Annotated in this window: 13 protein-coding genes; 3 read left to right on the top strand and 10 right to left on the bottom strand. The window is 73.2% G+C overall.

Translation table 11 applies throughout. From position 1 onward, the window contains the following. Positions 1 to 46: 46 nt before the first annotated feature. From AB0O76_RS12200 to AB0O76_RS12190, 3 genes are read left to right on the top strand one after another with little or no spacing between them, the layout of a single operon-like run. Positions 47 to 706 carry a tellurium resistance protein gene (locus tag AB0O76_RS12200; protein ID WP_365488943.1) on the top strand — a complete coding sequence of 220 codons (660 nt, stop codon included), beginning with the start codon at positions 47 to 49 and terminating at the stop codon, positions 704 to 706. Beyond that, the gene (locus AB0O76_RS12195; RefSeq protein ID WP_365488463.1) at positions 703 to 1599 is read left to right on the top strand and encodes a PP2C family serine/threonine-protein phosphatase; all 897 of its coding nucleotides are present in this window, start codon (positions 703 to 705) and stop codon (positions 1597 to 1599) included. Before AB0O76_RS12200 ends, AB0O76_RS12195 begins: the two co-directional genes overlap by 4 nt. Beyond that, entirely contained in the window at positions 1593 to 2951 is a 1359-nt protein-coding gene (locus tag AB0O76_RS12190; RefSeq protein ID WP_365488460.1) for a serine/threonine-protein kinase, read from the top strand. The genes AB0O76_RS12195 and AB0O76_RS12190 overlap by 7 nt, the downstream gene beginning before the upstream one ends. A 22-nt stretch (positions 2952 to 2973) precedes the next feature. Here AB0O76_RS12190 and AB0O76_RS12185 read toward each other — a convergent pair whose 3' ends face one another. The 10 genes from AB0O76_RS12185 to AB0O76_RS12140 form a co-directional block, all read right to left on the bottom strand. Next, entirely contained in the window at positions 2974 to 3465 is a 492-nt protein-coding gene (locus AB0O76_RS12185; protein ID WP_365488457.1) for a hypothetical protein, read from the bottom strand. Positions 3466 to 3748: 283 nt separating this feature from the next. Continuing rightward, a complete protein-coding gene (locus AB0O76_RS12180; protein ID WP_365488454.1) occupies positions 3749 to 5884 on the bottom strand; it encodes a hypothetical protein in 2136 nt (711 codons plus the stop codon). 3 nt (positions 5885 to 5887) lie between these two features. After that, a complete protein-coding gene (locus tag AB0O76_RS12175) occupies positions 5888 to 6367 on the bottom strand; it encodes a hypothetical protein (protein ID WP_365488451.1) in 480 nt (159 codons plus the stop codon). Further along, complete coding sequence (locus tag AB0O76_RS12170) at positions 6364 to 7869, bottom strand: hypothetical protein (protein WP_365488448.1); 1506 nt, start codon at positions 7867 to 7869, stop codon at positions 6364 to 6366. Before AB0O76_RS12170 ends, AB0O76_RS12175 begins: the two co-directional genes overlap by 4 nt. Beyond that, entirely contained in the window at positions 7866 to 9701 is a 1836-nt protein-coding gene (locus AB0O76_RS12165; protein WP_365488446.1) for an Hsp70 family protein, read from the bottom strand. The genes AB0O76_RS12170 and AB0O76_RS12165 overlap by 4 nt, the downstream gene beginning before the upstream one ends. After that, positions 9698 to 11839, bottom strand: a complete 2142-nt coding sequence (locus AB0O76_RS12160; protein ID WP_365488443.1) for an Hsp70 family protein — start codon at positions 11837 to 11839, stop codon at positions 9698 to 9700. Before AB0O76_RS12160 ends, AB0O76_RS12165 begins: the two co-directional genes overlap by 4 nt. Beyond that, the gene (grpE, locus tag AB0O76_RS12155) at positions 11836 to 12285 is read right to left on the bottom strand and encodes a nucleotide exchange factor GrpE (RefSeq protein ID WP_365488440.1); all 450 of its coding nucleotides are present in this window, start codon (positions 12283 to 12285) and stop codon (positions 11836 to 11838) included. The genes AB0O76_RS12160 and grpE overlap by 4 nt, the downstream gene beginning before the upstream one ends. Before the next feature lie 57 nt (positions 12286 to 12342). Beyond that, a complete protein-coding gene (locus tag AB0O76_RS12150; protein ID WP_365488437.1) occupies positions 12343 to 12636 on the bottom strand; it encodes a hypothetical protein in 294 nt (97 codons plus the stop codon). Continuing rightward, entirely contained in the window at positions 12633 to 19079 is a 6447-nt protein-coding gene (locus AB0O76_RS12145; RefSeq protein WP_365488434.1) for a CHAT domain-containing protein, read from the bottom strand. Before AB0O76_RS12145 ends, AB0O76_RS12150 begins: the two co-directional genes overlap by 4 nt. Before the next feature lie 10 nt (positions 19080 to 19089). Then, positions 19090 to 21423 carry a hypothetical protein gene (locus AB0O76_RS12140; RefSeq protein WP_365488432.1) on the bottom strand — a complete coding sequence of 778 codons (2334 nt, stop codon included), beginning with the start codon at positions 21421 to 21423 and terminating at the stop codon, positions 19090 to 19092. Positions 21424 to 21433: the final 10 nt, after the last annotated feature.

Genomic DNA, 21433 nt, shown 5'->3' with positions numbered 1-21433 from the left:
CGTGGCCGTCGAGAGCGACGCCGCCGACAACTTTCCCGGCGGCAGCATGGCCAACCGTCCCGTGCACTTCATCTGGATGCTCGACTGCTCGGGCTCCATGGGCGTCAACGGAAAGATCAGCGAGCTGAACTTCGCCATCCGCGAGGCCATCCCCGAGATGCAGCAGGCCGCCGAGTCCAACCCGGCCGCATCGCTCCTCGTACGCGCCATCTCCTTTGCCAATGGGGCGAGTTGGCACGTGGACGAGCCGACACCGGTGGACCGTTTCGCGTGGGAGGACGTGCACACCTACGGCGGCACGGACATGGGCGCCGCGTTCAAGCTCGCGGCCGGCGCGCTGCAGACCCCGCCGATGCCGCAGCGCGCACTTCCCCCGGTGCTCGCCCTCGCCTCCGACGGGCAGCCCACCGACGACTGGCGTGCCGGGCTGCGCGAGATCGACGCGACGCCCTGGGGCAAGCGCGCCGTGCGGGTCGCGGTGGCCATCGGGGACGACGCGGACAAGAGCATGCTCAAGGAGTTCCTCGGCAACCCCGAGCTGGAACCGTTGCAGGCCAAGAACCCGCGCCAGCTCGCCGCGGCCATCCGCTGGATGTCGACGGCCGTCGTGAAGGACGCGTCGACGCCGAAGGTCGAGGACGCCAAGCCCACGACCCCGCTCGGTCCGGCGCCGCTGACCAAGGGCGACGAAGACGACATCTGGTGAGCGCGCCTTCGACGCGGGTCGCCGCCTGGGCGCTGCTCAGCGCGACCGTCAAAGGAGTCGGCAAGAAGTACAGCCAGGACAGTCTCGGCGCCCTGTCCGTGGCGGACGGCCGGGCCGCCGTCCTCACGGTCGCCGACGGCCACGGCTCCGCCGCGCACTTCCGCAGCGACCTCGGATCCCAGTGGGCCGTCGAGGAGTTCACCGCGTGCGCGCGCGGCTTCGCGCGGGAGGCGGTGCGGGTCGGCGCCGACGTGACGGGCTGGACCGGCCTGCGCACCGAGGCGCGCAGGCTGCCGCAGCAGGTGGCGCACCGCTGGCGCGAGCGTGCGCTGGTGCACGACGCCAACTCCCCCGCGCACGGCGGTCGTTATCTGCCGGGTGCCGCCGACGAGGCACCCGACCTCGCCGTGTACGGCAGCACGCTCATCGGTGCCGTACTCACCGAATCCATGCTGTTCTGCTGGCAGTTGGGCGACGGGGACATCGTCCTCGTCGACGCGGACGGCACCCCGCACACACCGCTCTCGACGGGGCCCGACATGGGGGACGAGACAGACTCGCTGTGCGAGCCGGAGCCATGGCGCAAGATGCGGTCGCACTGGCAGCCCTTCACCACGGGGGCGCCCCCTGCCGTCCTGATCTCCACCGACGGCCTCTCCAAGAGCTTCGCCGACCACCAGGGGTTCCTGGACTTCGCCACCGGTGTGACCGACCGCGCCGCCGGGCAGGGCGTGCCCGCGGTGCAGGGGCAGCTCGCGGACTGGCTGGAGCGGGCCGCCAAGTACTCCGGTGACGACACCACCTTCGTGGGCGCGTTCGCGGCCACGGCGCCCACCGGGCAGACACCACCACCCATCGTCGAACAGGAAGCCGAGAGAGGAACCGCATGGTGAACGGCATGCTCGCCGCCGGAAAGACCCTGGTGGCCGAGTCGGGGGAGAAGGTCAAGGTCGCCGGACTCTTCGGCTCCGGCGGCCAGGGCGAGGTCTACCGCGTGACGACGCCGCACGGCGACCGCGCGCTGAAGTGGTACTACCCGCAGCTGGCCGACGCCCGCCAGCGGCAGATCCTCGAAGGCCTCATCGCGCGCGGCTGGAGCGACGACCGCTTCCTGTGGCCGACCGCCATCGTCCTCGACCCGGAGGGCCCGGAGAACGGCGAGCCGGGCTTCGGCTATCTGATGGACGTACGCCCCGCGCGTTTCCAGGACCTGCCCGCGCTGTTCCGCCGCGACCCCTCGGTGTCCGCCGCGACGATGCGCACCCTGGTCACCGTGGCGCTGCACACCGTCGAGGCCTACCGGTCGCTGCACTCCCGTGGCATCGCCTACCGCGACATCAACTGGGGCAACATCTTCTTCGACCCGCGCACCGGGGACGTACTCGTCTGCGACAACGACAACGCGGTCGTCGAGGGCGAGTCCGCCGCCGTCGCGGGGACGATGGACTTCATGGCGCCCGAGCTGGTCCGCCGCGACAAGGGGGCGCAGCCGGGCACGCAGACCGACCTGCACTCCCTCGCCGTGCTGCTCTTCCTGCTCCTGATGAACGACCACCCGTTCAACGGCGCGCAGGCCCTGAGTATCCGCTGCATGGACGAGGCCGCCAAGCGGCGCCTCTACGGCACCGATCCCGTCTTCATCTACGACCCGTCCGACGCCCGCAACCGTCCGGTGCCGGACGAGCAGCCGACCGTGGTCGCCACCTGGGGCGCGCTGCCCAAGATCCTGCGGGACCTCTTCGTACAGACCTTCACGGAGGGGCTGCGGTCGCCGGTCCGGCGGGTCCGCGAGTCGCAGTGGTGCGACGCCCTGAGCCAGGTCCTGGACGCGATCACCCAGTGCGGCCCCTGCGGCAAGCTGAACCTCACGCAGCCGGACGGCGCGGCCCCCGACTGCTGGAAGTGCGGTCGTACGCTGCGGCTGCCGCCGCGCCTCGAACTCGTCACCGGCACGGGCACGTTGCGCACCCGGCGCGGCATCAGGCTCGCCCCCAACGCCCGGGTCTACGCCCACCATCTGGCCGAGTACCCGGACCGGCACGACTTCCGGGCGGTGGTCGGCGAGGTGACGGAACACCCGAAGAACCCGGGCAGGTTCGGCCTCACCAACCACACCAAGGACGTGTGGACGGCACGCAAGGACGACGGGACCGTGCGCGATGTGGAGCCCGGCCGCACGATCGCGCTGCGGGCGGGGCTGCTGCTCGAATTCGGGGGCGGGGCGGAGGCGGAGGTGCGGGACTAGTGGGCGGCGCCCGCCAGCGGGACTAGTGGGCGGCGCCCAGGTACCAGACCTGCGCGAGACAGAACTGGTCCACGCCGTCCAGTTCCCGTTCGTGTCCCGCGGGGGTCTGGAGTGCACCCGCTCCGGGGAAGGGCGCGTCGAAGGGGCCCGTCCGCGGGCTGAGCGCCCAGTGGACGCGCAGCGCGTACCGGCCCGCGGAGGGCAGCGTCATCGGCGTCTCGTGCCATTCGTCGGTGGTGTAGAGGCACAGGGCGCCGGTGGGGAGCACGACCTCCGCCTCGCTCAGCGCCGACCAGTCGCCCGGCGCGACGGGCGGGGCCGCGGTCCAACTCTCAAGCCGGGTCCGTACGTTGATGACGTCGGGCGGGCACTCCAGATGCGCCAGGCCCCTGGCTGTCCGGATCCAGCTGCCCTCGGGTGCGTCCGGGCGGTGGATCTGTGCCACACAGGACTCGTCCACGATGCCCAGGGTCCGGTCGCAGATCCTCATCTCCACCTCGACCGTATCGATCAAGCCCGCCATCATCGGCCCTTCCTGGAGTTCAGCGATCCACCGAGGGTATGCACTACGGCCCCGGGACCTCTCGGCTCCAGGGCGTGTCGGAGGGGTTGTTCAGGTAAGTGAGGCGAGGACGGCGAGGCCGAGCGCCCCGAGCAGGCCCGCCGGGAGCGTTCCCCGGGAGAACCCGACACCAGCCCCGGCGGCATCCGGCAGACCGGGCGGGACAGGGATCGGGGCTGCGGGCCGCGTTCCCCCAAGGGCAGTTGAGGCTCTCGGGGTACGCGGACGCGCGGGCTCAGGGGCTTCGGCGGAGCCAGCGGTGCCACCAGGTCCGCCACCATCCGGCGGGTGCGGGCGGCGGGGGAGGCGGCACGGCCGGGAGCACCGCACGCGCGGGCGGCGCGTCGATCGCCACGGCGTCCGGGCGGGGCAGCGCGCCGACCGTGAACCGGCACTCCCCGGCGGAGACCGGCACCGGCACGGCCCGCCCCGCGCCGTGCCGGCTGCGCGCAACGCGCAGCTCCTCGCGGCGCTCCCCGTCCTCCCAAGCGACCAGTGTGAGCACGGCGGGCTCCGGCCACGAGAAGCGCAGCTCGGCGCGGTCGTCGGCGACCCTGCGCACCGCCAAGTCCCGTACCTCTCCCGGGTGTTCGATGACCACGCTGGGCCCGGAGACCGCCCGCTCCCCGAGCACGCTCACCGCGGTGAGACGGACCCGCCTGCTGGGCGGCGGCCGCATGTCGACGGAGGTGGATGCCGGTCCGGGCGAGGGCAGGCGGGGGACGATCCCGGAGACGTCCGCACCCGGCGGCACGGGGCGTTCGGTCCAGGGCACCAGATGGCCGTCCCCGCACACCGGAGGCCGCCACGCGACGCGTATCCGGCCGCCCTCGTCGAGGCGCTGGACGGTGAGCGCCTCCACGGGGGCGGGCCAGCACTCGGCCCGGGCGGTGACGCGGACTCCCGACGACAGGACGAGGCCGCCGTCGGGGCCGGGGTAGCCGCAGCGGACCTCATAGACGTACAGACCTGCGGGGAGGGGTGTGTCGACGAGCTGGTCACGCTTGCAACTCACCGCATGGTCCGGGGTGTTGTCGTCGTCCTGACTCATGCGTACGACGCTGACCTCGACCGCGGCGGGATCGCGCCGCCACGTCACCCGCACGCCGTCGGGCACCGCCGTGGCGGACAGTTCCGTCACGTCCGGGGTGAGCAGTACCGGGGTGCTGACGCGCGGCACTCCAGCCAGCCGTTCCCCGAGCAGCGGGAACACGGCGTATCGCAGGGGCTGTCCCACGGGGGCGTCCGGGTCGACGACCGTGCGCGCGGTGCCGTGCGCCGATACCTCGACGGCGATCTCGGGCCGGCCGTCCGGGAAGCGGAGCACGCGGTACGCCACGGACGCCCCGCCGCGGCGGGGCGCGCGCCAGCTCAGCCGGACCGTCCGCTCGTCGACGGCGGCGGTCACCTCCGACTCCTCCGGGGTGAAGGGGTCGTCGGCCAGGAGTGTCGCGCTGCGCAGCAGGCCCGCCTGGGCGTCCCGGTCGTCCCTGGCCTGCCGCAGCGCGCCGAGCCAGGCGGCTGAGGCGGCCGTGAAATCGCCGCAGGACTCCGACTGAACCGCCTGGTCCATGAGGCGGCGTACGGCGGCGGACCGGGCGCGGAGGGTGTCGAGCAGGTCGTCGAGGACGTGATCCGAGTGGTGGGTGGGCAGCCACGCGGCGAGCCGCTCGGCCTCGCGCAGCCGGGCGCTCGGCCAGATGTCGCTCAGGGTCTGGGCGGCGTGCCGTGCGGCACCGGCGCCCGGTAGGTGTCCGTCGACGAGGCCGGGGAAGTGTGCGGCGACGGCGGCGGCAAGCAGCCCCGCCTCGCTGCGGTGGACGCCGAGCGCGGCCGCCTCGTCGGCGGTGGGCGGGGTGATGGGAGGGTCGGCATCGCTGTCTGCGTCGGTGAGGGGGACCGGGTGCCCCGCGGCGTCGTCCGTGAGGCGGCAGCACAGCTCCCACAGGACGAGCCTGCGCAGGCCCATCGGATCTTCCTGGAGGACGGTTGTCAGGACTGCCACGACGGCGGCCGCCTCCATGCCCCGCGCGTCGCCGGAAGCGTGCCAGCGGGCGAAGGCGTCCTGGACGTACGCCAGATCGACGCGCTGCCAGAGGCCGCCGCGCTGCGGGAACCACAGTCCGTCCAGTACGCGGAACCCGTCGTCCGTCTCGGCCTTCGGGAGGGTGCCGAACAGCGCCTGGGTGGCCTGCGACGCGTGCTGCGGTGCGGGGGCGCGCAGGGCGTCGGCGGCGTGCCGGAAGCCCAACTTCCTGATGGAGGCGTGCAGTTCTTCATATCCGGCGATCCCGGGGAAGGCGGGCAGTGCGGGCAGCGGAAGCCCGCTCTCGTCGTCCGGCGGTCGCTCGCCGGGGTGCAGTCGCGCCATGGGTCAGCTGCCCGGCGTCGTGTAGAAGTACACCCGGACCCTCGCGGTCGACGCGGGGTCGCTCAGCTTGTGGAAGTCGTCCGTCGCCGTCTTCTTGGTGAACATGTCCGGACGGCCCTTGGCGAGCAGCGAGTTGACGCGATGCGCGTACGCCTCACCGCTGTGATCGCCGCCGAACGTCAGCACCAATGCGGCCTCGCGGCCCGCCCACTTGCCGGTGTTCTTGCGGATCTGCGCGGCCAGATCGCCCTTGTCCGTGCCCTTGACCCCGAACTCCTCCGGCTGCAGTTCAACCGAGCGCGGGCCCGTGGGGGAGGGCGCCGGCTCGGGCTTGGTCCCACTGGGGGACGGCTTGGGCCGGTTGGCCAGCGGGTCGGGGCGGTCGGCCATCGACACCAGGGCGAGCACGAGAAGCAGATCGGCGAAGAGCCACCCCGCGAGCACGACGACCCCCGCCCGACCACGACGCGGAGCCTTCCTCACGCGTCACCTCCGCCGGAGGCGGGGGGCCGCTGGGGCCGGGTCGGGGGGTCCAAGGGGCGGGTGGGGGAGGGGAGGTGGGGTGAGGGGTCGCCGTTTGTGCCGCTCCAGGGGGCGGCGTCTCTCACACCTCCGCCGGAGCCGCCCTGATCGCCGTGACCGCCGTAGCCCCCGGCCGCGCCCGCATGCCCGGGGCCCGGATCTCCGCTCCATCGCACACCACCGCCATCCGCGGCGCCCGCGCCGCCGGGATCGGCATGCTGCCCCGGGCCGGGCACGTGAGGCGTACCGCTCCACGCGTGGCCGTTCGTCTCTCCGCCGCCCGGCGGCGAAGGCGTGCCCGCCAACGAGTCCCCGCCGCCCAGCGGCGAAGGCGTGCCCACCAGCGTGCCGATTCGTGCGTCGATGCGGGCCGCCGCGTCCTGCCAGTGCGCCGCCGCCGCGTCCCAGCGTTCCGTCGCCTCGCGCATACCGTCCACCGCGTCGCCGGTGCGGTCCGTGCTCGCCACCAGGGCCTGCGAGGCGCGGTCCGTGGCCGCCGCCACCGACTCGGACTTCGTGACCAGTGACTGCTGGGCGGCGACCAGGGACCTCAGGGACGCCTCGACCGTGTCGCCCGCCGCCTTGACGCGGTCGGCGATACCCCGGGCCGCGTCCGCGTTGGCCGCGCCCGCCTTGTCCGCCGCCGTGCGGCCGTCCCGCAGGGTCTGCTCGATGTGGTTCGCCGCGACGCCCAGCTTCGGCACTTCGAGGGTGAGCGAGTCCGCCGCGGCCTTCAGCGCGTCGATGGACCTGCTCACCGCGCTCGTCGTGCCGGTGAGCGCCTTGTGGCTGGTCGCCGCCTTCGCCGCCAACTGCTCCATCTGCGTGGCGGCCTTGGTCAGTTCGGAGGTGAACTGCTTCGGCGACGCGCTCCGGTAGGGGGCGATCAGCATCTGCGTACGTGTGAGGACGGAGGCGAGATCGGCGAGCAGCCGATCGCGTTCGCGCTGCTGCTCCGCCTCCTCCTGTTCTGTACGCGCCCGCACCCGCGCGTGCCAGACCGACAGGCCCACGAGCAGCGCGATCAGGAGCACGGCCATCAGGGCCACGTTCTCGAACCTGCCCAGCGCCGACAGGTGCCCGCCGAATCCGGACTGCCAGAGTTGGAGGAAGGGCCGCGTGGATTCCTCCCGGTCCACCTCGCTCAGCTCCCCGTACGCCCGCACCGCCTCGCGCAGCCCGAACCACGTCACCAGGAGCGGGATGAAGACGAGCACGCCGAGCGCGGCTTCGAGGAGCCCGTCGCGCCGGCCGGACCCCGCGGGTTCGGTGACCACGCTCTCGGGGCGTACGTAGGCGTCCACGAGGTCCAGCTCCGCCCATCTGTCCAGCTGGTGCGGGGGCTTCAAGTCTTTTGCCAGGACGCCAAGTTCGGCGGATCTGGGTGTGAGTGACGGATGGTCTGCCAGACGCTGCAACTCGTCGACGAGCTTCTGCCGGTCCAGCAGTTCTGCGGGCGTCAAACGCTTCCCCCTGTTCTCGGGCCCCGCCGACTGCGCCCGTCGCGGTTCAACCGCCGCAACAGGGCCTCGGCATCGGCGTGTTCAGGATTCCATGTCAGGCACTTGCCGAGGGCCTCGATCGCCTCGTCCCGCCCCCCGCGCCGCTGCAGTTCGACCGCGTGCCGGTAGGTGCGCTCGGCGAGCAGCCCGCGCACCCGTTCATTGGTCGGGTCGTGGCTGTACGCGCATCTCAACCACCGCTCGGCGTCCGCGAAATGGCCGGGTGACGTGTCGGCCATCGCGGCCGCGCAGTGCACGTCGATCATCGCGTCGAGCACATCGGCGCCGGCGGGCCTGGTGGCCGCCCCCATCCAGGCGGCGTGCGAGGCCTGCACGGCATCGTCGTACCGGCCGAGCTCCAACAAGGTGTCGGCGCGGGCGAGTTGACGCATCGAGATCCGGTCGGCAGGGGGTGGAGTCGGCTCCGCGGACGGAGCGGGCAGTGTTTCCGACGCGGGTTCGAGGGGTGCCGCGACCGCCTCGGGGGCGACGGCGTACGGCACCACAGGCGTGAGCTCCGACAGGAGCGCCTCCGCCTCCGTGACGATCTCCCGCAGCAGCGCCACCGCCTCGTCGGGCCGCCCCTGCCGCACGAGCAGCCGCGCCCGCGCCACGTCGAGGCGCGGCGAGGACCGCTCCGCCCCCGCGTCGCCGACCAGCGTGGCGGTCAGCGCCGGTGCGTCGGCGAGGGTGTCGTCGGCCGGGTCCGCCGGCTGCAGCGGCCCCTCCTCAAGGACCGCGGACCCGGCGGCCGCCGCGCCTCCCGCGAGCCGCACCGCGTGCTTCAGCGCCCCCAGGGCGAGCAGGTCGGGCGGCGCCTGCACCCGCCTGCGGCCGAGCGCCGCGACCCCCGTGGCGACCTGCTCCATCAGGGTGCCGCCGCCGGTCAGGAGCACCGTGTCGACGTCCGACGACGTCATCCCCGACTGGTCGAGGAGCGTCATCGCACGGTCGAGCGTCCTGCGCACATGCCGGTCGAGGAACGCGTCGAGATGCGGCCGGGTGACCCGCACCTCAAGGGGCGGACCGCCGCCGACGTCCAGGGACAGCTCGGCGGCTCCCGGACTCCCCGGCACGCTCAGCGCCTCCCGGGCCTCCTGCGCCCGCGCCCGAAGACCGAACCACACCTCCGCGTCGAGATCCGCCACCGAGCCAGGACCCCGGTGCCTGCGCAGCAGCCGTACGGCGGCACCGAGCATCTCCCCGTCGAAGGCCCGCCCGCCCGACGTCGCCGCACCCTCGTGCCCGAGCGCGCGGTAGTGCCCCCGCACGCCACGCACCAGGCCCAGTTCGAACCCCTCGTACCCCATCCCGTAGACGAGGAAGGTGCCGCTGTCCCGCTCCGACGTGTGCCCGATGACCGCGGCCATCGCGTCACTGACCAGCCGCGCGGGGGCGAGCCCCGCCGCCTGCGCCGCGTCCCGCAGCGCCGACCGCTGCGCCGACTGGTAGGACGCGGGCACACTGATCACGGTCTGCCCGACGGCCTGGGACGTCTCCTCCTGCACCCGCTCACGCAGCAGCCGCAGCATCCGGAACACCAGCTCGTTCGGCCGCGTCGACGTACCCGGGTCCGGCCCGCGGCGCCGGCCGCCGACCCGGCTCTTGAGGCTGGGGAAGGCGACGGGCAGCACCCCCGTCACGGCGGGCTCGCACAGCAGCCACGGCCATCCTGCGGTGGGCGCGTCCAGCCGTCGCGGCGGCTCACCGGGCGGCGCGAACAGCGCGCGCAGGCCCGTGGCGCCGAAGTCGATCCCCAGGTGCACCGGGTCCTGCCGCTGTCCTGACGTCATCCGTCGACCGTGTCTTCCCCGACCTGGAGGATGCCGCCGTAGTCGGGCCGGTCGGGCAGCGACTGCACCCGGCGCTCCGCCTGCGCGACCGCCACCAGACTCCGCAGATTGCGGGCCTGCTGCGCGGTCTGTACGCGATTGCCCTGCCGGTGGGCCTGCTTGACGATGTCGACCGCCTCGTTGATCTGCCGGACCGTGTCCCGCGGCGCCCCCTCCGACGCCAGCTCGGCCTGCCGGAACTGGCTGGCGAGACCGCACTGGTGGAACACGTCGTCGAGCAGCAGCTCCGTGAGCCGCTTGTACTCGCCGCTGTCGCCCATCGCCGCCGCCTGCTGGGCCTGCTCGATGTCCCGGCGCACCTTCATCGCCTGCACGGGTTCGATATAGGTGCCGTACCGCTTGAGGAAGTGGTCGGCCTCCCGCTCCGCGTACCCCAGTTCCTCGCGCAGCACATGACTGTCGACCTCCGCGCCCGTCTCGGGCGGCGGCGTCAGCGGCCGCTCCCGGTTCGGGGTCGCCTCCAGAGTCATGTCCGTGCCGCGCACACTGATGCGTACGGTGATGATGCGGTCGGAGGAGTAGTTGAACGACACGTCCACATGCCGGTTGACCTCGATCTCCTGCGGCAGATCGAACTCCACCACGCCCTGTTCGTAGTTCTCGCTCGCCACCTTGCTGTCGCCCTCGTAGACCGGGACGCGGATGCGGCGGCTGTCGGTCGCGTGGAAGGTCCGCTGCCGTGGCTCCGGCAGCGGATACGGCGAACCGGCCGGGATGATCTCCACGAACACATCGCGCTGGGAGCCCTTGACGGCGGCGATCCCCATCGCCATCGGCGTCGACTCGTAAAGACCCGTCGAACCGACCGGGCGCGCGTTGACCAGGCTCTGGGCACAGTCCTCACAGGCCTGCGCGGAGTCGTCGTTGACCTTCGCGCACTCCGGATCGGGGCACTCCACGCCGTCGAGCGTCTCGGCGAGCACGCCCGCGCCGAGTGCGACGCACTCCATTGGGCCGATGTTCCTGCGGACCTTGTCCTTGCCGAAGTACGCCTCGACCGCCTCGTACACCGGACGGGTGAGCGTGCCGCCGCCCACCAGGAGCACGTCGGAGATGTCCGTGGTGGCCAGTTCGTAGCGGCCGAGGGTCTGGGTCACCAGGTCCATCGTCTGCGACACCAGCGGCGCGATCATCGCGTTGAACTCGGCCCGGGTGAGCGCCATTTCGACGTCGAGCACGCCCTTCTCGCTGCGGTAGGCCGCCGGGATCACGATGTACGTCTCGTCCTGGTCGTTCAGTTCCCGCTTGGCGCGCTCGGCCGCCTTCTTCGCCTGGAAGAGGAACGCCTTGTCGCCCGACGGGTCCACATGGTGCTCATCGCGCATCCAGGCGATGATCCGGTCGACGACGGCGAGATCGAAGTCGTCACCACCGAGCCAGATGTCGCCGGCCGAACGCAGCACCTGGAACTGGCTGTTGCCATCCCGGTCCTTGACCGCGTTCAGGACCGAGATGTCGAAGGTGCCGCCGCCCAGGTCGTAGACCAGGACCCGGCTGCGCTCGCCGTCCGGCTTGTTCAGGCCGAAGGCGACCGCCGCGGCCGTCGGCTCGTCCACGATCTTCTTCACCACCAGGCCCGCCCGCTCGGCCGCCTCACGCGTAGCGGCCCGCTGCGCGTCGCGGAAGTACGCGGGCACGGTGATCACGGCGTGCGTCACCTGCTCGCCGAGGGTCCGCGTCGCGTCCTGGACGAGCTTCTCCAGGATCATCCGGGAGATCTCGGCAGGGGTCAGGGTCTCCTCGCCGAGCACCACATGGGCCCGCGGGTCGTCGTCGGGCCCCGCCACGATCTCGTAGTTGAGGCGCCCGCGCGCCTCGGCCACCGAGGTGTCCGTGAAGTGCCGTCCCATCAGGCGCTTCACCGACACCACGGTGTCCTTGGGCTGCCTGATCGCCCAGTTCAGCGCGTCCTCGCCGACGAGCGCCTTGTGCGGCCTGCCCTGCCGGGCCAGACCCACCACGGACGGGGTGAGCCGCTCGCCCTTGCTGTTGGTGAGCACCACGATGTCCGCGCTGTGCGGATCGTGGGCGGCGACCGCGCTGTTCGTGGTGCCGAGGTCGATGCCGATGGCCTTCATGTACGCTCCGTCTCCTGCTCGGCGTCGCCGGTCACGGCGACAACTACCCGGGCGGCACGCAGCAGTTGCCCCCGGTACCGGTACCCGCGCTGCACGATCTCCAGGACCTCGTCGTCGGCCGCCCCGGGTGCGGCGCGGACCTCGGCCACATGGTGTGTCGCAGGCTCGGCCCGCTCGCCGATCCGCCCGACCGGCTCGACCCCCTGACCGGCCATGACCGTCTCGACCTGGCGGGCCATCAGCTCCAGACTCCTGCGGTACGACTCCGGGTCGGCGGCCGCCGCCCCTGCGAGCAGCCGGTCGAAGGAGTCCAGGGTGTCGGCGAGCACGAGGAGCAGCTGCTCGGTCAGCGCCCGGTGGGCGGCGTCGCGCGCGGCGATGGCCAGGGAGTTCTCGTAGGCGAGACGGGCGGCGGTCGCCGCGGGGGCCGGGTCCTGCGTGCTCATCGAAGGCGGCTCCTTGGTTCTCTCGGTTCTCTCGGATCTCTCGGGGGGGCGTACGGCTCAGATGTCGAAGGTGATGAGGTCGTCGAGGAGGCGGGTGGTCTCCTCAGCCGCCGGTATGGCCTCGGCCAACTCCACGTCGTACAGGAGGAGTTCGGCCAGCATCCTGCGGCGTACGCTCCTCAGGTCGTCCCACGCCTGCTGGGTGACCGGTGTCATCAGGCGTCGGGCCAGCAGCTCGAAGGAGATGTCCTGGAGGTCGGCGTGGGTCGTCCACGGGGTGACGCCGACCTCGGCGAGCGCGTCGTAGGGGAACGGGCCGCCGTCCCAGTGCGTCTCCGGATCCTTGATCACGGCTCGTCACTCTCCTCACCCTCGCTCCTGGCGGTCAGTTCGTCGAACCAGCGCTGCACCGTGTCGAGCAGCGCCCGCCGGATGCGGCTGTTCATCGGGTCGGCGCGGGTGGCGCGCATCAGGTGGTGCAGGGCGCGGCGGATGTCGCCACGGGCCAGCGAATCCTCCGCCCGGTCCGTCAACACACCGGCCCAGACGCCGAGTTCACTCTCGTCCGGTGCTGTCTCCTCGCTGTCGCTGAGCATCAGCTCGCGCAGTCCCTCGACACCGAGGTCCTGGGCGAGGAGCCGCTCCAGCTCGTCGATGGCCTCGCCGAGCGTCTCCCGGTAGCCGTGCGTCAGGGCCTGCCCGAGGCCCACGTCCAGGAGCCCCAGGGCCTCGTGGAGGATCTTCAGGCGGCCAGGGATGGTGGTGGTGTTCGCGTCGAGGGTGAAGACCAGGGCGCGGGCCAGGTTGTCGCGGGCGTGGCCGGAGGCCGGGTTGAGCTGCAGGGCGCGCCGCAGGTCGGTCTCCGCGCCGTAGGGGTCGGAGCGCATGCCGTACTTGGTCCGGGTGTAGCCGCGCCAGACACCGCGCATGGACAGCAACGCCGAGAGCCGCGCGTTCAGTTGGTCCACCAGGTCACGGTCGAGCGGATGCAGGGCCGCCGGCACCCGCTCGACCAGCTTGACGGCCTCGTCCAGGCATTCGCCGCGCTGCGCGCCGCCCGTGTCGACCAGCGCCTCGACCCGGCCGAGCACCGTGCCGACGACCGCCTTCTTGGCGCGGGCCTGCATACCGGCCCGCCGCGCCACGAGCACCAGCTCGTCCCACTCCTCAAGGGCGCGGTCGAGTCCTCCCTCGCCGTCCGTCAGGGCGGTACGGGCGAGGGAGAGGCGCACCCGCACCGCGAGTTCGACGCCGTCCTGGAGGAACCTGGTGTGCCGCTCCGGCAGTTGGACGTATGCCGGATTGCGACGCAGTACGTCCTGGCAGTGGCCGCACGCCTCGATGTGCGTGTCCGGAGCGGGCGCCGACGCCGGACCCGCGCAGTCGTCGGGCAGCGTGGTGAGGGTGGCGAAGGCGGGCAGGGCGCGCAACGCGCTGTCGAACTTGTGCACCTCGCAGAGGACGAAGCCGTGCGCCAACTCCGAGAAGGCCCACCGGAGTTGGCGAACCGTGTACTCGCCGGGGTCCTTGCCGTCCTGCGCCGCCGCGTCCAGGGCGGCGGCGAGCGCGCCGAGGGGGGCCTCCAGGCGCAGCAGGCGCAGATAGCGGGGCCCGCAGGCGAGCGGTGCGGTGCCCGCGCCCGGCACGTTCAGGAGGCCGCCCATGTCCTTCAGGACGCGGGCCGCGCCCAGCTCGGCCTCCAGGAGGGCGGCCAACTCCTCGTAGGCGGCGGCCTGTTCGGGGCGCTCCTGCTCGGTGTGGCGCTGCTCGTGCGCGGACAGCTGCCCGAAGAGGTGCTGGCTGAGCTCAAGGCGCAGCTGGGCCATGTCCTCGCCCGGCAGGGCCCGGCCGTAACAGGCGGCGCGCTCGGCACGCCAGCCGTCCCAGTACTCGTCGTCGCTCAGCAGCGCGGCCCAGTAGGCGAGCGCCGACTCCCAGACCCCCACGGCGTGTTCCCACGCCCCGCTCTGCTCCAGCTCCTGCGCCTGCCAGAGCCGGGCGACGGCAAGGCCGTGGACGACGGCCATGTCACCGGGTGCGTCCCGCAGCCGCCGCTCCCACTCGGCGGCCGCGGCCTCCCGGTCCCTGGCGAGCAGGAGCAGCAGCGGTGCGTCCTCGGGGAACCGCTCGCACAGATCGCCGAGCAGGCCCGGCTGCCCGTCGTCCGGCGAGAGCCCAGCCATCGCGTCGCGCAGCGCGGCGGGGGAGTGCCACCGATACAGCAGCGCGTCCAGCTGGAGCCGCCGCCCCGGAAGCCGCAGCCGGTCCCAGGCGACCCGCTCGGACCAGGTCATGCCGCCGCGTTCCAGGAGCGTGTACGAGGCGTCGCTGACGGCGTCCATGGAGGAGGCGGGGTCGACGCCGGCGTCCCGCAGCGCGAAGTACGGATACGTGGGGTCGCTCGACGCGAACGGGTCGGCGACCAGCGGGGCACGGGTGAGCCCGTCGGCCCAGGGCAGCAGTTCGAGCAGCCGCCGCAGCCTGCGGCACCGCACGTCCGCCCGCTCGAGACCCCCGCCCGCCCGTTCGTACGCGGCGACGGCGTCACTCCACCGCCCGTCGGCCTCCAGCAACCGCCCTTGCACATAGGCGAGTCGGGCCCCCGCATCTCCGTGCCCCGCACACGCGCGGAACGCGTCGGCGGCCTGCTGCCACTCCTGGTGGGAGGCGGCGATGCGGCCCCGTGCGTACGCACCGAGCGAGGCCGCGTCCCGATGCTCACCGAGCGCGTCTGCCTCCTCCCGGACTCTTGGCCAGTCCCCCTCGGCCTCGGCGAGCCGCACCAGGGCGTACCGCTTGCGCGAGCCGACATCGGCGAACTCCCCGGGCCCCGCCTCTACCACGGCGAACGCGTCCACGACCCCCTGCCACTGCGCAGCACCCACGGCCCCCCGCTCGGCGATCCGAGCCTCGACGTAACCACGCCGGACGACGACATCGGCCCAGCTATCGGGCAGTGCCCGGTAGACGGCAAGGGCATCGCCCCAGAAACCGCCGAGCTCGTGGGTGCGGGCGAGGGCGTAACGGTGGAGGTGGTGGGGTTCCTGATCGGGGTCGGGGTCGGGGTCTTGGCCGGGGGAGGGGTTGGCGCCTTCGTCGAGGGCCGGGGTATGAGAGGGGCTGGGGTCTTGGCCGGGGGCCGGGTCCTGAGCGAGGTCGGGGTCTGGACTGGGGTCTCGACCGGGGTCGAGTTGCTGCGGGAACGCCCGTGCGTAGATCTCGCAGGCCCCTGCCCAGTCGCCCGCCGCCTCCGCGAGGCGCCCCTCCGCCTTGCGCCGCAGTTGGCCCACCGCGCCGTCGCGGCCCGTGTCGGGCACCTCGGCCAGCAGGCTCAGTACGGCGGACCAGTCGTCGCGCAGATCGGCGGCCACGCGTGCGCGTGCGTAGCGGCGGCGGTCGCGGACCTCGCCGTGCGCGTAGGTGTCGGGCAGCCGCCCGAAGCCGTCGATCACGCCGGACCACTCGGAGCGGGCATCGGCGGCACGACCGCGGCTGTAGAGGAGGCGGTTGGGTACGTCGAGGAGGTCCGAGGACAGTTCACTGAAGCAGCCCAGGGCTTCCTGCCAACGCTCTCCGTCCTGGTGGAGGCGCCCGAGGGCGTAGATCCGCAACTCCGCGGCGTCGTCGTATCCGCATCCGGTCACGCCCGACCCCGCGTCCGCGCCCGCGCCCGGTCCACCCTCGGGTTCTGCGTCCGCGCCCGATCCTGCGTGCGATCCCGCGTCCGCGCCCGATCCGGCACCCGGCCCTGCCTCCGGTCCCGCGTCTGCGTCCGGCCCGGCGTCCCGTCTTGCCTCCGTGTCCGCGCTGGGTCCTGTGTCCGCGCCCGATCCCGCGCCCGATCCGGCACCCGTGGCTGCGTCGGGTCCCGTGTCCGCGCCCGGTCCGGCGTCGGGTCCGGCGCCAGGTTCTGTGTCTGGTCCCGCGTCCGTGTCCGGTCCGGCGCCCGGTTCTGTCTCCGGTCCTGCGTCCGTTTCCGGCCGGGCGTCCCGTCTTGCCTCCGTGTCCGCGCCGGGTGCTGCGTTCGCACCCGATCCCGAGCCCGATCCGGCACCCGTGGCTGCGTCCGGTCCCGTGTCAGTGCCCGGTCCGGCGTCGGGTCCGGCGCCAGGTTCTGTGTCTGGTCCCGCGTCCGTGCCCGGTCCGGCGCCCGGCCCTGCCTCCGTGTCCGCGCTGGGTCCTGTGTCCGCACCCGATCCCGAGCCCGATCCGGTACCCGGCGCTGCGTCCCGTCCCGTGTCCGCGCCCGGTCCCGCGCCCGGCCCTACGCCGCGTCCCGCGCCCGGCCCCGCCTCCGTAGCGCACCCCGCGAACGCCTCCGCCGCCAGTGCCCAGTCGCCGTCGGCGGCCGCCACCCGGCCCTGGACGTAGCGCTTGCGTGAGCGTACGTCGCGGAAGGCGGGCGGCAGAAGGTCGAGGGCCGTGAGGGCGTTGGGCCAGTGGCCGGCGGATGCTGCGTCCAGTGCGCTCTGGTACATCCGATTCCGCAGCTCGCTCAGCCACGGCTCCGCGTCATGGCCTTGGGCGGCCGCGGCTTCCAGGTCGGTCAGGGCCTCCGCCCACGCGCCGTCCTCCGCCGAGCGCCTGCCTCGCGCGTACGACAGCCGTACGCCGCTGTCCCGGAATCCATTGGCGCCGGTGAACTCCCCGACGGCGGCGCCCCAGTCTCCGGCGTCCTCCGCGGCGCGTGCCGACGCGTAGGCCAGCCAGGAGTGGAGGTCGGGGGCGGGGGAGGGGGAGGGGGAGGCTCCGGATTTCGGCGGGGTTCGGTTCGTCGCCTCCTTGAACAGTTCCCTTGCCGCGTCCCACTCCTCCGCGTTCGCCGCCTCCCTGCCGTTCACGTACGCCGCCCTCGCTGCGGCGTCGTCGAGCCCCGCGCACGCCTCGTACGCGGACCCGGCCGCGGCCCAGTCCTCGGCGTCCTGCGCCGCCCTGCCGTTCACGTACGCCGCGTGCGCCGCGGCGCCCTGGTGGCCGGGGCGCCGGGCGAGTACATCGGCGTACGCGGCGGCGGCGTCCGCCCAGGCACCGTGGCGTGCGGCCTGTTCGGCGGTCTCCATCGCGCGGGCCACGTGGAGTTCGTCGCGTGCCGCGGCCAGGCGGTCGGCCGTGTCCCGGATGCCTGTGGGGTGGGCGGTGAGGAGTTCCTCGTAACGGGCTATCGCCTTCGCCCAGTCGCCGGTGGCCTCTGCGGCGCGGGCCCGCTCGGCCAGGGTGGTGAGGTGTCGCAGTCGTTCGACCTCCGCGGCGACGCACGCGGCCGGCGCTGCGGGGAGCGCGTCACGCAGGGCGGCGAACTGCTCGGCGGCCGCGTCGGGATCCAGGTCCGCGGCGAGCAGCCCGCACAGTTTGTCGAGGTCCTCCCAGGCGAGTTCGAACGTGGCCTCGGCGCGCAGCAGCCGCTGCTCGTCCTCGAACTGGCGGGTCTCCGCGCGCAGTATCCGCTGCACCTGCGCCCACTGCCCCAGGTCGCGCTGGAAACGCGCCGCGCCGATGAGCACCGTCGAGTCGACGTGCCCGAAGGGGTTCTGGAACGCCCGCAGCGCGTCGGCGCCCTCCCGCAGCGGATCGGCGACGGCGCCACCGTCGTCCCGTACCTCCCGCGCCTTGAACAACCAGCCCTGCCTGCAGTTCTCGTGCAGGAACAGCGCGGGCGTCGCCCATTCCACCGCCGTGTGCCCCGGCAGATGCGAGATGCGGCGGCGCGCGGCGCCCATGGCCTCGTCGATGGTCCGGTTCGCCGCGAGTCCCTTGAACAGCTCGGGGCCGAACTGCCCCGCCGACAGGTCACTGACCCGCCCCCGCATCGCCACCACGGCGGGCACACCGCCGCCGATCAGCGCCTGGGCAAGACCGGAGAACGGCTCGGTGAGCGAACTGTCCGCGCCGGAACAGAGGTTGAGGGCGACCAGGCGAAGCCCCGGCGCCTTCAGCAGAATCCCGCTGAGCAGATCCGCGGGCACCTGGTCGACGCCGCCGCCCTCGGTCTCCAGCGCCACCATGCCCTTACCGAGTTCCTGGTCGTACGTCCCGTGTGCGATCAGGAGGACCGCGGTCGGCAGATCGGACTCGGCGCCGAGCGCGGCCTCCAGGCTCTTGCGGGTCGTCCGCTCCAACACCGTGGTCTGTACGGCGACTTCCGGCAGTTCCTGGCGGAGCGCGGCGACCTCCGCGTCGGCACGCAGCGGGGCGAGTCCGGGGTCGACGGGCGAGGCGCAGGCCACCAGGAGGCGGATCAGGCTCGGTTCGTCCGCCGCGTCGGGGAGGCGTCGGCCCAGCGGGCCCCCGGGAAGTGAACGCACCAGCGAATAGCTGTGGTTGAGGGCGAGCGACTGCTGCGGCATCCCCGGCGGGGCGCACAGCGACTCCAGAGGCAGATCGCGCAGCTCCTGAGGCAGGTCGAAGCGGATCCGCAGCCCGCGCGCGGGACGCATCCGCTGGGCGTGATCGAGGGCGAGGTCGACGCAGGCGCCGACGCCTTGCGGTCTTTCGCCTCCGCGTGCGTCGGCGGAGGGCGAGCACCCCGCCGCGGCGGCGGATTGCGTGCCCTCCCCGAACAGCAGCCGGAACACCCCGCGTCCCAGGCCGCGCAGTTGGTTCACGGTGTGCTCGTCGCCCAGGGGAGCGAGTCCGAGCTCGGTCGCGATCAACTGGTCCCACTCGTCGCGGAAGGCCGCGGGTTCGCCGTTTACCGCGATCACCTCGGCCGCGGACGCCGGGCCGTTGGCGGTGATCAGGTAGCGGGACGTGCCGATGGGGCGGACACGGATGCGGAGTTCCTCGTAGGCGAGCATCGGCGCGCCGTCACCTCCCGCTCTCGTGCGGGACCGCCGTGACGTGACCGAGGTCGGCCACCGCGGCTTCGTGCTGCTCGGTCAGCTCCGGATCACCGGGGAAGTGGACGAGCGCGGCGGTCAGCTGCTCCATGGCCTCCTGCAGGGTCGCGCGGGCCCCGGATGCGCTCCCCGAGTGCCAGCGGCGTGCGGCGAGTCCGCGCAGTACGACGCCGAGACTGACCTGGGCCCGCAGCAGATGCGGATTGAACGCGACGGAACGCCGCAGGTCGGCCGCGGGCCCGTCGAGCAGGGTGCCGTCCCGATTGGCCGCGGCGATACCACGGTCGGCAAGCAGCCGGGCCAACTGCCCTTCAATGCGGCCGCGTTCATTGGCCCCGATGATCACGCGCACCGCTTCGAGCGTGGCCACGGCGCGCGTCAGATCGCCCGCGCGATGCGCCGCCCGCGCGGCGCTCAGCGCCAGGTCGACGACGGTTCGGTGGGTCTCCTGGTAGCGGTCGAGCTCTCTGCTGTGCACGAGGGCGCGGCGCCAGGACGCAGTGGCTGCCCCGAAGTCGGGCCGCCCCGCGGTGAGTTCACCACTACCCAGCTGGATCCGCGCCCGCAGCGCGAGCCCGCGCGCGTCAAGGGCGAGCCGGCGGTGCTTGTCGGGGTACCCGGCATAGGCGGGGTTCAGCTCATCGAACCGGCCACACCCCGGCTCACACACAGCGGCGCCCACACCACTGCCCCGCTGCCGCTGCCGCTGCCGCTGCCGCTCCCGACAGCCGGGACAGCGAAGCTCGGCGAGCGCGCCAAGAGCTTCGGCGGGCTGCTCCTGCTTCAACAGAAGCTGGGCAAGCCCGAGTTCGGAGAAGGCGTAGGTGAGGGAGGCGCCGGTGCGCGGGGGAGGCGCGGTGCGGCCATCCTGGGCGGCCGGGTCTGTCCCGCCGCTCTCGCCGTCTGCCGCGTACGCGCGTGACTGGTGGGTGGGGCCGGTCGCGGTGGTCATACGAGTCCCGCCGCCTCGCTCAGTATCCGTGGCAGTCGCGCCTGTGCCACCGGCGTCACCCCATGTGGCAGTCGTGCCTGTGCTACCGGTGTCACCCCATGTGGCAGTCGTGTCTGTCCCGCAGGCCTCGCTCCCATCGGCGGCCAAGTCCGTCCCGCCGCTCTCGCCCCTCACCGCGAACGCCCCGAACTCCGCGACCATGCGCAGTTCCGCGATGCGTAACGGGCCGCAGGCCAGCGGGTCGCCGTGCCCGGTGGGGAAGCCGCCCGCCCTCGCGAGTACCCTCGCGGCGTCCACCTCCCGGCGGAGCAGCGCCCCAGGCGAGACCCGGCCCTCCGCGTCGTCGGGCATGCGTCCCTCAAGGAGGTCCCGCAGGTCGGCCCGGAGCTCCGTGACGAGCGCCGTCTCGATCGGTACGCCGTACCTCGCCTCGGCGCAGGCGCGCCGGTGCGCCCAGAAGGCGTCGTCGTACAGGAGTGCACCCCAGGCGGCCACGGCACGCTCCCAGCGTCGTGTGGCCAACTCACCCTGCCCCGTGGGTGAGTTGAGGAGTGCGATGGCGAGCGTGTGGGTGATGCGGTGGTCGGCGGGGTTCTGCCGGGTCGCCTCCTCCAGCAGTTCGACGGCCGCCTCGCGCTGTCCGCCGAGCACCAGCGCGACGGCGTACCGCGGCACGGACCCGCTGTCCACCTCGACCCGGCCCTGCGGCCGCCGGGAGGCGGCAGGCAGGTCGGCGGCCCGGCGGCGCTGTGTCCCCGCGGGCCCGCCCGGCTCAGGGGGGTCCTCGGCGGCGCCCGCAGCCTCCGCCTGCCCCGCCCCGCGCGGCGGCAGCGCCACCCCCTGAGCCGTCGCGCCCGCCAGCGCGGCCATAACCCGGCGTGCCTCGGCGTCGAGTGAGGCGTCCTGTGAGGCGGCGGTTCGCAGGTCCTTGAGTGCTTCGTCGTGACGGCCCAACCGCACGCGTACGTAAGCGCGTTGGACGAGCGAGCGGTGATGGGGCGGCACGCGGCCGAGTGCCGAGGTGAAGTGTGTGTCCGCGGACTCGTACGCGGACCCGTGCGCCGCCGCGCAGCCCAGCCAGTGCAAGGGTCCCGCCTCGTCGGGGCGCAGTGCGTGAGCCCGCCGGAACTCCTCGGCGGCCTCTTCGGGGTCCTTCGCGGCCAGGCGGAGGCGGCCGATGCCGATGTGGGCCCGGGCCCTGATTCCTGCGGCGTCAGCCCCGTCCCCCGCCAGGGTCAGTGCCGCCCTGAACTCCCGCTCGGCCACAGCCCTGTCGCCCCGCTCCAGGGCGGACTCCCCGGCGGCGCACGCCTGTTCCGCGCGGCTCACTTCGACGTGCGGCTGGCCCACGGCGCTTCTC

Origin of the sequence: Streptomyces sp. NPDC086554, from assembly GCF_040686095.1 — a bacterium.
In the GTDB taxonomy this organism is placed as follows: domain Bacteria; phylum Actinomycetota; class Actinomycetes; order Streptomycetales; family Streptomycetaceae; genus Streptomyces.
Note: the sequence above shows the minus strand (reverse complement) of the source record. Positions and strands in the feature narration are given on the sequence as shown.